The 14687-nt window shown below is 76.5% G+C and carries 14 protein-coding genes and 1 riboswitch; of the genes, 11 read left to right on the forward strand and 3 right to left on the reverse strand.

Annotation, left to right across the window (positions count from 1 at the left end; translation table 11 throughout):
* Positions 1–105: 105 nt before the first annotated feature.
* The 3 genes from AB0G14_RS07230 to AB0G14_RS07240 all read left to right on the forward strand — a co-directional run bounded on the left by AB0G14_RS07230 (position 106) and on the right by AB0G14_RS07240 (position 4593).
* Positions 106–2223 carry an AAA family ATPase gene (locus AB0G14_RS07230; protein ID WP_357694630.1) on the forward strand — a complete coding sequence of 706 codons (2118 nt, stop codon included), beginning with the start codon at positions 106–108 and terminating at the stop codon, positions 2221–2223.
* A 92-nt stretch (positions 2224–2315) separates the two neighbouring features.
* Positions 2316–3233 carry a cation diffusion facilitator family transporter gene (locus AB0G14_RS07235; protein WP_357694632.1) on the forward strand — a complete coding sequence of 306 codons (918 nt, stop codon included), beginning with the start codon at positions 2316–2318 and terminating at the stop codon, positions 3231–3233.
* Between the two features lie 153 nt (positions 3234–3386).
* Positions 3387–3518: riboswitch (cyclic di-AMP (ydaO/yuaA leader) on the forward strand.
* Positions 3519–3531: 13 nt separating this feature from the next.
* Complete coding sequence (locus tag AB0G14_RS07240; RefSeq protein WP_357694710.1) at positions 3532–4593, forward strand: hypothetical protein; 1062 nt, start codon at positions 3532–3534, stop codon at positions 4591–4593.
* 106 nt (positions 4594–4699) lie between these two features.
* On the opposite strand, the gene AB0G14_RS07245 is transcribed toward AB0G14_RS07240, so the two are convergent.
* Both AB0G14_RS07245 and AB0G14_RS07250 read right to left on the reverse strand, forming a co-directional pair.
* The gene (locus AB0G14_RS07245; RefSeq protein ID WP_357694634.1) at positions 4700–5167 is read right to left on the reverse strand and encodes an SRPBCC family protein; all 468 of its coding nucleotides are present in this window, start codon (positions 5165–5167) and stop codon (positions 4700–4702) included.
* 187 nt (positions 5168–5354) lie between these two features.
* Positions 5355–5717, reverse strand: a complete 363-nt coding sequence (locus tag AB0G14_RS07250) for an STAS domain-containing protein (protein WP_357694636.1) — start codon at positions 5715–5717, stop codon at positions 5355–5357.
* A 330-nt stretch (positions 5718–6047) separates the two neighbouring features.
* Between AB0G14_RS07250 and AB0G14_RS07255 the strand changes: the two genes are divergently transcribed.
* From AB0G14_RS07255 to AB0G14_RS07275, 5 genes are all read left to right on the forward strand, one after another.
* Entirely contained in the window at positions 6048–6191 is a 144-nt protein-coding gene (locus AB0G14_RS07255) for a hypothetical protein (protein WP_357694638.1), read from the forward strand.
* A gap of 164 nt (positions 6192–6355) precedes the next feature.
* Positions 6356–6763 (forward strand): hypothetical protein, encoded by a 408-nt coding sequence (locus AB0G14_RS07260; RefSeq protein ID WP_357694640.1) that lies wholly within the window; start codon positions 6356–6358, stop codon positions 6761–6763.
* Positions 6764–6949: 186 nt separating this feature from the next.
* Positions 6950–7636 carry a BON domain-containing protein gene (locus AB0G14_RS07265; protein WP_357694642.1) on the forward strand — a complete coding sequence of 229 codons (687 nt, stop codon included), beginning with the start codon at positions 6950–6952 and terminating at the stop codon, positions 7634–7636.
* A 131-nt stretch (positions 7637–7767) separates the two neighbouring features.
* Positions 7768–7926 carry a hypothetical protein gene (locus tag AB0G14_RS07270; RefSeq protein WP_357694644.1) on the forward strand — a complete coding sequence of 53 codons (159 nt, stop codon included), beginning with the start codon at positions 7768–7770 and terminating at the stop codon, positions 7924–7926.
* Positions 7923–8471: a thioredoxin domain-containing protein gene (locus tag AB0G14_RS07275; RefSeq protein WP_357694646.1), complete on the forward strand. Its 549-nt coding sequence runs from the start codon at positions 7923–7925 to the stop codon at positions 8469–8471. The genes AB0G14_RS07270 and AB0G14_RS07275 overlap by 4 nt, the downstream gene beginning before the upstream one ends.
* Positions 8472–8488: 17 nt before the next feature.
* On the opposite strand, the gene AB0G14_RS07280 is transcribed toward AB0G14_RS07275, so the two are convergent.
* Positions 8489–11542 (reverse strand): LuxR C-terminal-related transcriptional regulator, encoded by a 3054-nt coding sequence (locus AB0G14_RS07280; protein WP_357694648.1) that lies wholly within the window; start codon positions 11540–11542, stop codon positions 8489–8491.
* Between the two features lie 218 nt (positions 11543–11760).
* Between AB0G14_RS07280 and AB0G14_RS07285 the strand changes: the two genes are divergently transcribed.
* From AB0G14_RS07285 to AB0G14_RS07295, 3 genes are all read left to right on the forward strand, one after another.
* Positions 11761–12210 carry a hypothetical protein gene (locus AB0G14_RS07285; RefSeq protein ID WP_357694712.1) on the forward strand — a complete coding sequence of 150 codons (450 nt, stop codon included), beginning with the start codon at positions 11761–11763 and terminating at the stop codon, positions 12208–12210.
* On the forward strand, positions 12203–13384 hold the full coding sequence (locus AB0G14_RS07290) for a saccharopine dehydrogenase NADP-binding domain-containing protein (RefSeq protein WP_357694650.1): 1182 nt from the start codon (positions 12203–12205) through the stop codon (positions 13382–13384). The genes AB0G14_RS07285 and AB0G14_RS07290 overlap by 8 nt, the downstream gene beginning before the upstream one ends.
* A 127-nt stretch (positions 13385–13511) precedes the next feature.
* Positions 13512–14588 (forward strand): MerR family transcriptional regulator, encoded by a 1077-nt coding sequence (locus tag AB0G14_RS07295; RefSeq protein WP_357694714.1) that lies wholly within the window; start codon positions 13512–13514, stop codon positions 14586–14588.
* Positions 14589–14687: the final 99 nt, after the last annotated feature.

Genomic DNA, 14687 nt, shown 5'->3' on the forward strand with positions numbered 1-14687 from the left:
ACCTCAGGCGCGGCTGGTTGCGCACGGGCCGTACCCTCTTGCGGTTGGCCTGGCGTGGTTCGCGCGGTTCGCGCCGCCCGCCGCCGACGTCAGGAGGAGCGACCGTTGACCGACCAGACCACCCTGGCGCAGGAGACCGCCGTGGAGCAGCGGCACCTCGACCGGGTGTACGCCCGACTGGCCGAGCTGCGCCGGTCGGCGGTCCGCGCCGAGAAGGAGGGCTACCGGCTCGCCCGGGTCGGCAACTTCGGGGCGCTGGTCGAGCGGGACGCGATGGTGTTCCACGCCGCGCAGCGCCGGCACGTGCTGGACGCCGAGCACGAGGGGCTGGTCTTCGGCCGGCTGGACCTGCGCGACCGGCAGGTGCTGCACGTCGGGCGGCTCGGCATCCGGGACGAGGACGCGACCACCCTGGTGGTCGACTGGCGGGCCCCGGCCGCCGCCGCCTTCTACCAGGCCACCCCGGCGGAGCCGCTGGGCGTGGTGCGGCGGCGCATGATCCAGTCCTCCGGTGAGCGGGTCACCCGGATCGAGGACGACCTGCTCGATCCCGCCGCCGCGCCCGCCGACATGGCGGTGGTCGGCGACGGCGCGCTGCTCGCCACGCTGTCGAAGGCCACCGGCCGGGGCATGCGGGACATCGTCGCCACCATCCAGCGGGAGCAGGACGAGGCCATCCGCTCCCCCGGTTCCGGGGTGACGATCGTCTCCGGCGGCCCCGGCACCGGCAAGACGGCGGTCGCCCTGCACCGGGCCGCGTACCTGCTCTACTCCGACCGCAGCCGGTACGCCGGCGGCGGCATCCTGGTGGTCGGGCCGTCCTCGGTCTTCGTCGAGTACATCGCCTCGGTGCTGCCCTCGCTCGGCGAGGACACCGCCACGCTGCACTCGCTGGGCACCCTGTTCCCGGGCATGAGCGCCACCCGTACCGACCCGCCGGCCGTGGCGGCGGTCAAGGGCTCGCTGCGGATGCGCCGGGTGCTGGAACGGGCGGCCCGGGACGCGGTGCCGGACGGCCCGGCCGAGCTACGCCTGCTCTACCGGGGCGAGCTGCTCCGGCTGGACCGCCGCGAGCTGGACGCCATCCGGGAGCGCGCGATGTCCCGGGGAGCCCGCCGCAACGAGGTGCGCCGCGCCGGCTTCGACGGCGTCTTCGCCGCGCTCTGGGCGCAGGCCCGTCGGCTGGGCATCGGCCGGCTGCCCGAGCAGCGCGCGTTCGAGGACGAGATCGCCGAGCGGCCGGAGTTCCGGGAGTTCCTCAAGGCGTGGTGGCCCCGGCTGCACCCCCGGCACGTGCTGGGCTGGCTGGCCCGCCCCGACCGGCTGCGCCGGTACGCCGGCGGGATCCTCTCCGGCGCCGAGGTCCGGCTGCTGACCGACGCGTACCGGAGCCTGGACCGCGTCGGGCTGACGATCGCCGACATCGCGCTGCTGGACGAGCTGGACGCGCTGCTCGGCAAGCCGATGAAGCCGGCCCGGCCGAAGCGGGACCCGTTCCAGCTGGCCGGCGGGGTCCGCGAGCTGAGCACGTTCGCCGACCGGCAGCGCGCGGCCCGCGAGGCGGCGCGGCAGCGCCCGGAGGACTACCGGGAGTACGCGCACGTCGTGGTCGACGAGTCGCAGGACGTCTCGCCGATGCAGTGGCGCATGATCGGCCGGCGCGGCCGGCTGGCCTCGTGGACGGTGGTGGGCGACCCGGCGCAGACCGCGTGGACGGGCGACCCGGAGGAGCTGACCCGGGCCCGGGACCAGGCGCTGGGCCGGCGCAAGCGGCACCACTTCACCCTGACCACGAACTACCGCAACTCGGCGGAGATCTTCGCGGTGGCGGCGGCCGAGATCCGCCGGCTGCACCCGGACCTCCCGCTGCCCAGGGCGGTGCGCTCCACCGGCGTCGACCCGGTCGAGCTGGTGGTGCCGCCGGTGGAGCTGGAGGCCGCCGTGGTGACGGCGGCCACGGCGCTGCTGGCCGAGGTGGAGGGCACCGTGGGCGTGATCACCCCGGTGCCCCGCCGGGACGAGGTGGCCGGGTGGCTGGGCGGGCTGGGCGCGCCGCGCCTACAGGTGGTGACCAGCCTGGAGGCCAAGGGCATGGAGTACGACGGCGTGGTCCTGGTCGCCCCGGGCGAGATCCGGGCCGACCCGGGTTCGGGCGTACGGACGCTCTACGTCGCGCTGTCGCGGGCCACCCAGCGGCTGACCACCGTCGACCCGACCGGCTGAGTCGTCCCGGCCGCCGCCGGGCAGTCACTTGCACATATTGCGATGTGAGCATAGATTGAACCGGGTCCGGACGGGTGACGGAAGGTGGGCGCGTGGGTGCAGGTCATGACCACCACCACGGGTCGGTCGCGAATGCCGCGCACCGCCACCGGGGCCGCCTCTGGGCGGCGTTCGCGCTGCTCGGCGCCCTGATGGTGGTGGAGGCGCTGGCCGCCTTCCGCACCGGCTCACTGGCCCTGCTGAGCGACGCCGGGCACATGTTCACCGACGTGCTCGGCATCGGCATGGCGCTCGCGGCGATCACCGCGACCCGCCGCGCCGGCGCGGACCCGCAGCGCACCTTCGGCCTCTACCGGCTGGAGGTGCTGGCCGCCCTGGCCAACGCCGTGCTGCTCTCCGGCGTCGCGGTCTACGTGGTCGTCGAGGCCGTACGCCGGTTCGGCGACCCGCCGGAGGTGCTCGCCGGCCCGATGCTCGCGGTCGCCGTGCTCGGCCTGCTCGCCAACGTGGCCGCCTTCGCCCTCCTGCGGTCCGGGGCGAAGGAGAGCATCAACATGCAGGGCGCGTACCTGGAGGTGCTGGGCGACCTGCTGGGCTCACTCGGCGTGATCGGCGCGGCCCTGCTGATCGCCGTCACCGACTGGTGGTGGGCGGACCCGCTGGTCGCGGTGGCGATCGGGCTGTTCATCCTGCCCCGCACCTGGCGACTCGGGCGCGCCGCGCTGCGCATCCTGGTGCAGGCCGCGCCGGAGCACCTCGAGGTCACCAGGGTGCACGACCGGCTGGCCGCCGTGCCCGGCGTGGCCGAGGTACACGACCTGCACGTCTGGACGCTGACCTCCGGGATGGAGGTGGCCTCGGCGCACCTGACCATGAAGCCGGGCGCGGAGGTCGGCGCGGTGCTCACCGCGGCCCGGACGGCCCTGCACGAGGACTTCCAGATCGAGCACGCGACGTTGCAGATCGAGCCGGGGGCGTCTCCCGGGGCCTGCGGGTCGGTTGAGTGGTAATGAGCACAGCCTTAAATCTGGGAGAGTATTGTTGACTTATGCCGGATTTGACGGTAAGCAGACAGGCACCCTCAGTCACCCGTGCTGCACCAGTCACACCGGCACCGGTAGGCTCGGTTCCGGCCTCCGCCAGGCGGCACCCACCGGTGCCGGCGGTGGCCGCCGCCTAATCGCCCGGCGGGGCGAACCGGGGAACCATGTTCGTGGGGTGCATCCGCGTCAGCGGTAGGGATCTTCCGTCCCGAACCCGTCAGCTAACCCGGTCGGCGGCTGACGGAAGGACACGTGTATGCCAGTGATGGCACCTGTACGACGACGCGCCGCCCGGTTGGCGGCCCTGATCGCCGTGACGCTCGCCCTCGGCGCCGCGGTCGCCCCGGTCACCACCACCCCCGCAGCGGCCGCCTCCCGGGCCGGCCTGCTCGCCGCGGCCCCCGGCCAGGACGAGGAGGGCGGCACGCCCGCCCTGCGGGCCCAGCTCGAAGCCGCCAGCAAGGGCTACCTGGACGCCAAGCGGGCGCTGGACACGTCGGTCAAGCGGCAGCAGCAGCTCGCCGCGCAGCTCAAGACGACCGAGAGCGAGCTGACCGAGCGGAGCAGCAAGGTCGGCGAGATCGCCGGGGTGGCCTACCGGACCGGCCGGCTGGGGGTGGCGTCCGCCCTGCTCAACAGCGGCTCGCCGGACGGCTTCATGGACCGGGCCGCCGCCCTCGACGCGGTGGCCGCCAACGAGGACCGGGCGCTCCGCGAGCTCCAGGAGACCCGCGACCAGGCCGCCCGCACCAAGCTCGCCCTGGACGGCGAGATCCGGGAGCAGCGCAAGCAGGTCACGCTGATGGCCAAGCGCAAGGACCAGGCGGAACGGGCGCTGACGGTGGCCAACCGGTCGCAGTCAAGCGGCGGCGGGCCGGGCGGCAGCTCCACCGCGACGGCGAAGCCGGCGCCGCGCAACTCCGACGGGTCCTGGCCGTCCGAGTCGTGCAGCGTCAACGACCCCACCCCCGCCAACGGCTGCATCACCCCGCGCACCCTGCACGCGCTCAACCAGGCCAAGGCGGCCGGCTTCACCCGCTACGTCTCCTGCTACCGCCCCGGCGGCTCCGGGGAGCACCCCAAGGGTCGCGCCTGCGACTTCGCGGCCCAGAAGGGCGGGTTCGGGGGCGACGCCACCGGCGGCGACAGGACGTACGGCAACAACCTGGCGGCGTACTTCGTCAAGAACGCCGACCGGCTCGCCGTGCTCTACGTGATCTGGTACAGGCAGATCTGGCTGCCCAGCAGCGGATGGAAGTCGTACAGCGGCGCCAACGGCGACCCGTCCAGCGACCACACCAACCACGTGCACCTGTCGGTCTACTGACGCCCCGGCCCCGGTGACCCGCTCGCGGGTCACCGGGGCGACCGCCTTCCCGCCGCCACCTCCCCGGCCGTCGGCCGGGGAGGTGGCGGCGTCGTCGATGCCCGGCTCAGGCGGGCGGTGACTCCGGCGGGTGCCCGCCCAGGGCGACGCCGAGCCGGGCCGCCAGCCCCAGGTGGGCGGCGCGCGCCTGGCGGAAGGCGTAGCCGAAGAGCGGGACCGGCGCGGTGAGGGTGATCTCGACGTCGATCCGGACCACGCCGTCCGGCTCGGCCCGCAGTCGGGTCCGGTTGCGCACCGTGGTGGCCGGCCACTGCCGCGCCACGGTGACGATCTCGTCCGGCCCGTCGACCAGGACGTCGGCCCGGTAGGTGACCGGCAGGCGCAGCGGCCCGACGGCCAGCCGGTCGGTGATGAGGTAGCTGGCCCGCGCGCCGCGACGGGGCGACACCCGGCGGACCCGGACGATCAGCGGGTGCAGGTCCTGCTGCCGGGCCGGGTCCGCGAGCAACCCCGCGGCGTCGGCGAGCGAGCAGCGCGCCTGGACGGTGTAGCTGAAGGAATCCCGCCTGAGCACGCCGTCTCCCCACCGTCGCCGTCGCCCGATCGTCGCGCACCGGCGGCGCGCTGGCAACGGCGCGCCGCTCCGCGCGCGGATGCCGGCCGTGCGATCCGCGCGCGTCACCGAGGCGTCCGACATCGACCTGTCGGGCCGCGGCGACGACTGACGCCAACGGGGCACCGGCGGGACCCCTGCCGGCGGGTCAGGCGCCGGGGAGGACCTCGGGGGCGGGCACGCCGGCGTAGTAGGGCTCAGGGGCGCCGAAGAGGCCGAGCAGGCCGGTCACCCAGAGCTGCCGGTGCACGAACCGGCTCGGCTCGGTGACGACGAGCTTGACGCCGCTCACCTCGGCGGTCTGGAAGCCGGCGACCATCGCGCTGATACCGACGGAGTCGATGAAGGTGACGAGCCTCATGTTGAGCTCGATCCGGCTGGGGCGCCCCTTGGCCAGGACCTCGGCGATCGCCTCGCGCACCTCGTATGCGGTGTCGACGTCGATCTCGCCCCGGGGGGCGATCTCGATGACACCACCGGGCATAACCGACTTCACGATCGACAGGCTCACGCGAGCACCTCCACTCGCCCGTCCGACGGGCGCCTCATCAGTACGCGGGCCGCGACCGAGAGTATTCCTCCGACGGCCTCGGTCGCCACCCCTCGGGATGAGCAATTCGCGGATGAGGGCGCACCAAGTCGCCCTTGTCCGGACTTTTCACTTCTTGTTCACCCAACGATCAGCTGCCGCTGACGCGTCGCCGACCCAGGGTAGCCGTCTCCCGCCGGCACCGCCCGGCACCCGAACTTCCTGGCGTGGCCGGCCCCGCTCCCGCCCGCGGGTTGCCCATCCTGCCTAGCATCGGCCCGGAGAGCGGGAACCACGACGGAAGGACGATCGATGATCAGGAGACTTGCCGCGCTGGCCGGCGTCGGCGCGTTGCTGGCCCTCGTGCTGGCCTGCGGCTTCGGCGGCGGCGACGATGACGACGACGATGACGACGACTTCGCGCGCGGCGTGATCGCGGTGGTCACGCTCCGCTGACGCACGGCGAGGGCCCCAGCCCGGTGACCGGGCTCGCCCCGCGTCCGGCGAGGGTTTGCGGAGGTGCCCGGTTGGGCACAGGCGGAACGAGCGAGCCATGACGCGCCGGTGAGACGTCGAAGTCCGAAGTGGCCGCCGGCTTCGGCCCGAGGAGGTAACCCACCATGTTCGGTACCAATCTGCTGGATCGCCGCAGCAAGCCCGAGCGGATCGCGGACCAGGCGTGGCAGAACCTGGTCTCGGCGGTCAGCTCCGCGGGCGACAGTGTCCGCGACACCGCCCGGTCGGCCCGCCGCGGCGGCTCCGGCCTCACCGACGAGGCCGGCGACCTGGTGGGCTCCGCGGCGGACGAGGCGCGCCGCCGGGCCACCCTGGCCTTCGACGCGCTCGCCGGCCGCCGCCCCACGCTGCCCTGGACGCTGTTGATCGGCGCCGCGCTGGTCGGCGCGGCGATCGGCTGGGCCGCCGGCACCGCCGCGCGAGCCGCCGGCAGCCGGGACGACCGGGCGGCGGACGACATCGAGTTCGTCGACGTGGACCGTCCCAACTCCCCCGTCGGCCTCGACGGCTGACCCGCCCCGACCTACGGGCACACCGCGGGCCCCGGTCGCCCCCTGAGGGTCGGCCGGGGCCCGCGCCGTACCTCCCGGGCAGGGCACAGCCACCCGGGTCGGGTGAGGGCCGCTCACCCCCGCCCACGCCAGGATCGGTCCCGGCGGGTCCGTGTGCACAGGCAGCTATCCCGTGAGGAGTGACAGATGGCCATCGAGACGATCACCCGTACCGACCAGGACATCCAGTCCGCCGTCCTCGACGAGCTGACCTGGGAACCCCGGGTGCGACCGCACGAGATCGGCGTGACCGTCTCCGAGGGCGTGGTCACGCTGACCGGTCGGGTCGACAGCTACGCCAAGAAGTGGGCCGCCGAACGGGCGGCGCACCGGGTCGCCCGCGTCCGGGCGGTCGCCAACGACCTGGCGGTACGCATCGGCACCGGCGCCGAACGCGCCGACCCGGACATCGCCGCCGCGGCGGGGCACGCGCTGGAGTGGGACGCCTTCGTCCCGCTGGAGCAGCTCGACGTGACGGTCTCGCAGGGCTGGGTGACGCTGCACGGCGAGGTGGACTGGGAGTACCAGCGCCGCGCCGCCGAACGGGCGGTGGCCCGGCTGACGGGCGTACGCGGGGTCAGCAACGGCATCACCGTCCGCCCCGACACCCGGCCGGACGGGCACGCCCTGGCCGCCCGGATCGTCGACGCGCTGGCCCGCAACCGGGCCACCGAGGCGGAACGGATCACCGTCCGGGTGCACGGCGACACGGTGGTGCTCGGCGGACTGGTCCACTCGATGCCGGAGCGGGCGGAGGTGGAACGCACCGCCTGGTGTGCCCCGGGCATCCGCGAGGTGCAGAACCACATCGCGGTCGCCCCCGTGCTGGCCTGAGCCGCCGGGCCCCTCGATCGGCCCCCGACCCCGGCGGCGAGGGCCGGCGGAGGTGGCCCGACGGGCACGCGGGCCGAACCACCCGGGCGGGGTGAGCCGCGCTCACCCCGCCCAGGGACAGCCTGGGAGACATGACTGATCCGAAGGGGTCGACCCGAGCCGGGCGCGCCGCGCCCGGCTCCCGCACGCCGGCCACCCGGCCCGGCGCCGCACGCCCGCGGCGAGCGGACGACGGCCGGCTGCTCGCGCCGGAGCGCCTCGGCACGGATCGGCGGGTGATGACCGGATGACCACACCACTGCAGGTCACCGCCCGCCTGCGGACCCCGGTGACCGAACACGACCACGTCCGTGGGCCGGTGGACGCGCCGGTGACGATCGTCGAGTACGGCGACTTCCAGTGCCGGTTCTGCGGGGCCGCGTACCAGAACCTGCGGGAGGTGCTGCGGCAGCGCGCCGAGACGGTGCGGCTGGCGTACCGGCACTTCCCGATCACCAACATGCACCCGTACGCCGAGCACGCCGCAGAGGCCAGCGAGGCGGCCGGGCGGCGGGGACGGTTCTGGGCGATGCACGACTGGCTCTACGAGCACCAGGACCAGCTCGACCCGGTGCACCTGTCGCTCGGCGTCGCGCAGCTCGGCCTGCCCGCCGACGAGGTCAACGCGGAGGTGGAGCGGCAGGCGCACGGCGACCGGGTCCGGCGGGACTTCGTCGGGGGCATCCGCAGCGGCGTCGAGGCCAGCCCGACCCTGTTCGTCAACGGGGTCCGCCACGACGCCGGCTACGACCTCGCGGACCTCCTGGCCGCCGTCGACGCCGCCGCCACCCCCTGACTCACCCGCCCACGCGGTCAGATCAGGTGGAGGTCGCGGGCGCGGCGGACGGCTTCGCGGCGGCGGGTGGCATCGAGCTTGCGGTAGATGTTGCGCACGTGGGTCTTGACCGTGTTGACCGACAGGGACAACTCGGCGGCGATCTCCACGTTGGACAGGATGCTCTGCAGATAGCGCAGGATCGTCAGCTCCCGCTCGGTCAGCGGCTCGTCGAGCGCCGCCGGGCGCTGGTCCGCCGAAGCCCGGTCGGGCGGCGTGTCGGCGCCCCGGACCAGGTCGCTGACAGTCGGCCAGTGGGCGGTGCCCGCGTCGAGGTGGGCGGCGAGCAGGTCCCGGACCCCGGGTTCGGCGCGGGTGAACACCCGCCGGAACCCCTCCGGGCCGGCCAGGTCGAGGGCCCGCTCCAGCACCCGTCCGGCCCGCCGGTCGTCGCCCGCCCGCCGCGCCAGCACCGCGTCCAGCACCGCGGCGTCCAGGCGTACGGGCAGCGGCCAGTCGGCCGACCCGGGCGCCTCCCAGTCGGGCAGCGCGTACCCGGCGGCGCGGGGGTCGCCGGCGCGCAGTTCCACCCGGGCCAGCGCGATCGCGAGCGGCGGATCGGCCCCGTCCCGCACCCGGTCGGCGAGCAGGCGCCGGGCCGTGTCCAGGTCACCCCGGGCCCCGCGCAGGTCCGCCTCGGCGGCCAGCAGCCAGGACGCCAACTCGGCGGCCCGCGGCCGGTCGGCCAGCCGTTCCCGGGCCTCGGCCAGTGCCCGGTGCGCACCGGGCAGGTCGCCGGCGTCCCGCAGCAGGCCCGCCCGGCACAGCGCCGCCGTCGCCGCCACGGTCGGCTCGCCCGTGGCCGGCCCGGCCAGCGCCAGGTGCGCCTCCGCCTCCTCGGGTTGGTCCCGGTGCAGCGCGACCAGGGCCAGCGCGAGGTACCCGTGCGCGCAGTCCTCCCGGCACGACCAGCCCTGGCACGGCGGCATGGCCAGGGCGTCCCGGGCCAGCGCCTCGGCGGTCCGCAGCTCGCCCCACACGGCGTGCAGGAGCGCCGCCCGGCTGGCGCACACCAGCTCGGTACGCGGCCGCCCCGCGTCCCGGGCCGCCGCCAGCGCCCGGACGAAGGCGGGCCCGGCCGCGGCCAGGTCGCCGTCGGCCATGTCGGCCAACCCGAGCGCGGTGCCGGCGACGGCACGCACGTCGGCGTCCTCGGCGGCGTCGCCGCGCGGCTCGACCGGCAGTGCGGGCCCCGGGGCGAGCAGCCAGGCGGCGGTTTCCAGCCACTCCGGGCCGGTCGGGGACATACCGGTCGGCCCGCCCGCCGCGGGCACGCCGGTCGTGCCGCCGATGGGCCCGCCCGTTGTTGGCACGCCGCTCGCGGGCACGCCGGCCGGTGATGCGTCCGTCGCGGGGGCGCCGGTCGCCGGTGGCGAGATCGGAACCGCCGAGTCCGGCGCGGGGCGGCCGGCGAGCAGCCGGGCGGCGGCGGCGCGTACCGCCTCGGGGTCGCCGGCCAACCGGGCCAGGGTGACCTCCAGCGCGGCGACCAGCCGACGGAAGCGGTCCCGGCGCGGCGCTGGCAGCGACCGGGCGGCGTCCACGGCGACGCGCAGGTGCCCGGTGGCCGCGGTCGCGTCCCCGGCCCGGGCGCGCTCGGCGGCGCAGGCGAGCGCCAGCTCCGGGTCGCGCCGCACGGCCTCCGGCGGCGGGGGGACGGGCGCCGGTCCCCCGGGCTCGTCCCGGTCGTACGGGACCAGTTCCGGCCAGCGGGTGACGAACAGCTCGGTGGCCCGGTCCCAGTCCCCGCCGGCCAGCGCGTGCCGCAGCCCGTCGGCGGGCCGCCCGTTGTCGGCGTACCAGCCGGCCGCCCGCAGGTGCAGGTCGCGCAGCTCGTCGGCGGGCAGCCGGCCCAGCTCGGCCCGCAGCAGGTCGGCCAGCAGCGGGTGGCAGCGGTACCAGGGCGGGCGGCTGTCGTCGCGCCGGAGCAGCCCGCCGTCGCCGGCCAGGCCCGCCAGCGCCTGCTCGCCGTCGGCCCGCCCGGTGAGCGCGTCGACGAGCCCGGCGCAGACCGCGTCGGCCACGGCGGAGCGACGCAGCACGTCCCGGGCCTCCGGGGCCAGCCCGGCCAGCACCTCCTCGCGCAGGTAGCCGGCGACGTCCGGCTGGTCGCCACCGAACTGCTCGGCCCAGCGGGCCGGGTCGGACTGCCCGCGCAGCGCCAGCGACGCGAACCGCAGCGCCGCCGGCCACCCGCCGGTCCGCTCCCGCAGCCGGCGCACCCCGGCCGCCGGCAGCATCACCCCGTGCGCGGTCAGCAGGTCGGCGACCTCGTCGCCGGTGAAGGCCAGCTCCTCCGGGCCGATCTCGGTCAGCTCCCCGGCCAGCCGCAGCCGGTGCACGGCCAGCGGCAGCCCGCCACGCGCGCCGACCACCAGCCGCAGCCGCTGCTCGGCGTGCCGCAGCAGGAAGTCCAGCCCGGTCAGCGCCGCCGGGTCGGTGATCCGGTGCAGGTCGTCCAGGACCAGCAGCACCGGCCGTTCCCGGGCGGCGAGGGCCGCGGCCAGCACCTCCAGCTGGTCGGGGCGGGGCGAGCGGTCGGGCACGGGTGGGCCCGGCGCGTCGTCGGCGGGATCGGCGGCCGCGCGCAGCGCCGCCGCCAGGTAGGACCAGAGCCGGTCCCCGTCGTCGCCGGCCTCCACCGACACCCACGCCGGCAACGGCCGGGCGGGCCCCGCCGGCGCGTCCGCCGCCGCGCCGAAGTCGCCGGGGCTCGCGCCGGCCGCCGCCGTGTCCCGGGCGCCCTCGGCCGCGGCCGTCACCGGCCCCTCCCCCGTCCGGCCCGGGTGGCTCCCGGCCTCCCGGGCAGCCCGGAACCAGGAGGCGAGCAGCGTCGTCTTGCCCCACCCCGCCGGGGCGCAGACCAGGGTGACCGGGCCGGCCGTCCCCGCGTCCAGCGCCCGCAGCAGCCGGGGCCGCAGCAGCAGCGGCTCCGGCGGCGCGGCCGGGCTCAGCCGGGACGCCAGCAGCGGCGCCCCCGCCGGCCCGCCCGCGACCGCGACGACCCCGGTGTCCCGTACGTGCTCCGGCATCCGGCCCCACCCTCACGACGCGTCCACTCCCCAGGCCATGCGGCGGGCGGTTACCCGGCCGGGCCCGGTTCACCCCTTCGAGGGGAGCCTGCGTCACCCGGGCCGTGGCGACCCTGGTGGCACGCGGGCGACCGGCCGCGCCCGACGGGGGCCGGTGGGACGAAGGACACCGAGGTGGACGCGCGGGGACGGAGGGACCGGTGGGACGCATCGCGGGGATGACCGGGGCCGGGCTCGCCCTCGCCACGACGGCCGGGGCGGCGGCCCTGCGGGCGCTGGCCGTACGCCGGCAGGGACGGGCCTGGCCCCGTGCGGCCGGGGCCGACCCGCGGCCCACGCGCTGGCAGGTGGTGACCGTCGACCGCGCGCCCGCCGAGGTGCTACCCGGCGGACGCTGGCCGGAGCCCCTGCGCCGGCTCGGCGGCGCGGTGCAGGTGGAGCTGCGCCCGGCGCCCGGCTGCCGGGGCACGGAACTGGCCGCGCGGCCGCTGGCCGGCGCGGCCCCCACCGGAATCGCCGCCCACCTCGTCGGCGACGATCCGGGGCTGCTGATCCGCCAGGCGCTGCGGGAGGTCAAGCAGCTCGCCGAGACCGGCGAGGTGCTCCGCGCGGACCGCTCCGCCGTCGACCGCCCGGCGTCGTGGGTGGCAGACTCGGCGGATGCGTGAGCAGCGGGCGTACGACGTCGTCCTGTTCGGGGCCACCGGCTTCACGGGCGGGCTGACCGCCGAGTACCTCGCCCGCCATGTCCCGCCCGGGTTGCGCTGGGCCCTCGCCGGGCGCAACCCCGGCAGGCTCGCCGCCGTCCGGGACCGGCTGGCCGCGATCGACCCGGCGCTGGCCGGGCTGCCCCTGCTCACCGCGGACGTCACCGATGCCGCCTCGCTGCGGGCGGTGGCCGAGAGCGCCCGGGTGGTGGCCACCACCGTCGGCCCGTACGTCCACCACGGGGAGCCGCTCGTCGCCGCCTGCGCCCACGCCGGCACCGACTACCTGGACATCACCGGCGAACCGGAGTTCGTCGACCTGATGTACGTGCGCCACCACGACGAGGCGGTGCGCACCGGGGCGCGGCTGGTGCACGCCTGCGGCTTCGACTCGGTCCCGCACGACCTGGGCGTCTGGTTCACGCTCAAGCACCTGCCGGCCGGCGTGCCGATCACCGTCGACGGCTTCGTCCGGGCGGGTGGGCGGTTCTCCGCCGGCACGTACCACTCGGCGCTGCTCGCCTTCTCCCGGCGGGCCGAGACGTCCCGGGCGGCGCGCGAGCGCCGGCAGGTCGAGCCGCGCCCGACGGGGCGGCGGGCGCGCGCGGTGCCCGGGCGAATCGCCCGCGACGGGGAGCTGGGCATGTGGACGGTGCCGCTGCCGACCATCGACCCGCAGGTGGTACGCCGCTCCGCCGCCGCCCGCCCCGAGTACGGCCCGGACTTCCGCTACCGGCACTTCGCCGCCGTGAAGCGGCTGCCCACCGTGCTGGCGGGCGCGGTCGGGCTGGGCGGCCTGGTCGGCCTGGTGCAGCTGCCGCCGGCCCGGCGCTGGCTGCTCGGCCGGCTCGCCGCCGGGCAGGGGCCGACGCCGCAGCAGCGGGCGAGGTCCTGGTTCCGGGTCCGGTTCGTCGGCGCCGGCGGCGGCCGGCGCGTGCGGACCGAGGTGGCCGGCGGCGACCCCGGGTACGACGAGACGGCGAAGATGCTCGCCGAGTCCGCGCTCTGCCTGGCCACCGACGACCTGCCGGCGACCTCGGGCCAGGTCACGCCGGTGACCGCGATGGGTGACGCGCTGCTGGACCGGCTGGTGCGGGCCGGGATGACGTTCCGGGTGCTCGACGAGCCCCGCTGACCCGTGGGCCCCGACCGACCGACCGACGTGACCGGCGACGAGGCCGGACACGACCGGCGGCCCGGGCGGTCGGTGGCTTGACCCTCGACCAGGTTGAGACGACAGGATCACCGCCGTGGAGAGCGACCTGCGCAGCATCGGCGAGCTGGCCCGGGCCAGCGGGCTGACCGTGAGCGCCCTGCGGTTCTACGACTCGGCCGGGGTGCTGACCCCCGCCCTGGTCGACCCGGTCACCGGCTACCGCTGGTACACCGGCGACCAGGTGGCGCCCGCCCGGCTGGTGGCCGGGCTGCGCCGGGTCGGCATGCCGGTGGCCGAGATCGCCGCCGCGCTGCGGTCCGAGCCCGCCGAGGTGCACCGCCTGTTGGACGCGCACCTGCGCCGCCTGGAGGACGGTCTCGCCGACGCCCGCCGCGAGCTCTCCCGGATCCGTACGCTGATCGATCCGGAGGAGCGCCCGATGACCACCCGCCTCGTCCTGTCCCGTGTCGACCTGGCCGCCGCCGTGGACGCGGTCCGCTTCGCGGTCGGCACCGACCCCGACCTGCCGGTGCTGACCGGCGTGCTGTTCGACGCCGACGGCGACGGCGTACGGCTGGTGGCGACCGACCGGCACCGGATGGCCCTGGCCCGGGCGGCCGGCCGGGTCGACGGGCCGCCGGCGCGGGTGCTCGCCCCCGTCGCCTTCGTCGACGAGGCGCGGGCCCTGCTCGACACGGGCGCGGGGAGCACCCCCGAGGCGCACCTGACCGTGGCCGGCGGCACGATCTCGGTCTCCGTCGCCGGCCGTACGGTCGACGCCGCCGTCCTGCCGTACGACTTCCCGGACTACGCCCGCCTGCTGCGCGCCGACCCCGGCGACGGGCCGGCGCACCGGCTGACGGTCGACGCCGCCGCCCTGCGGTCGGCCCTGACCAGCGCCGACGCCCCCGTCGTCAGCCGGCGGCACGACGGCGCCCCGCTCGCCGTGACCGTGCTCGGGCCGGACGGCCGGGGCGGGGTGCGGCTGCTCGGTGCGGACGAGCTGGCCGGGGAGGAGGACGCGTTCCGGGTCGGCGTCAACGGCGACTACCTGCTCCAGGCCCTCGACGCCGCCGGCCCGGGGCAGTTGCTGCTGGAGCTGGACGGCCCGATCGCGCCGCTGGCCGTCCGCCGCCCCGACGACGCCGACGCCTTCTCCATCCTGATGCCGATCCGGCTCTGAGGTGTAAGGAAGGGTCCCTTGCAATCGCCTGGCGATTGCAAGGGACCCTTCCTTACACGAGGGCGGGCACGGTCGGGCTCGCGGGTCGCGCCGCGCGGG

Origin of the sequence: Micromonospora sp. NPDC023814 (assembly GCF_040639595.1) — a bacterium.
GTDB lineage: Bacteria > Actinomycetota > Actinomycetes > Mycobacteriales > Micromonosporaceae > Micromonospora.

Excerpts from the sequence above, each read along its gene's own strand:
- AB0G14_RS07240 (WP_357694710.1), top strand. The coding sequence starts at position 3,532 with ATGGCACCTGTACGACGACGCGCCGCCCGGTTGGCGGCCCTGATCGCC.
- AB0G14_RS07275 (WP_357694646.1), top strand. The coding sequence starts at position 7,923 with ATGACCACACCACTGCAGGTCACCGCCCGCCTGCGGACCCCGGTGACC.
- AB0G14_RS07265 (WP_357694642.1), top strand. The coding sequence starts at position 6,950 with ATGGCCATCGAGACGATCACCCGTACCGACCAGGACATCCAGTCCGCC.
- AB0G14_RS07280 (WP_357694648.1), bottom strand. The coding sequence starts at position 11,542 with ATGCCGGAGCACGTACGGGACACCGGGGTCGTCGCGGTCGCGGGCGGG.
- AB0G14_RS07260 (WP_357694640.1), top strand. The coding sequence starts at position 6,356 with ATGTTCGGTACCAATCTGCTGGATCGCCGCAGCAAGCCCGAGCGGATC.
- AB0G14_RS07285 (WP_357694712.1), top strand. The coding sequence starts at position 11,761 with ATGACCGGGGCCGGGCTCGCCCTCGCCACGACGGCCGGGGCGGCGGCC.
- AB0G14_RS07270 (WP_357694644.1), top strand. The coding sequence starts at position 7,768 with ATGACTGATCCGAAGGGGTCGACCCGAGCCGGGCGCGCCGCGCCCGGC.
- AB0G14_RS07290 (WP_357694650.1), top strand. The coding sequence starts at position 12,203 with ATGCGTGAGCAGCGGGCGTACGACGTCGTCCTGTTCGGGGCCACCGGC.
- AB0G14_RS07255 (WP_357694638.1), top strand. The coding sequence starts at position 6,048 with ATGATCAGGAGACTTGCCGCGCTGGCCGGCGTCGGCGCGTTGCTGGCC.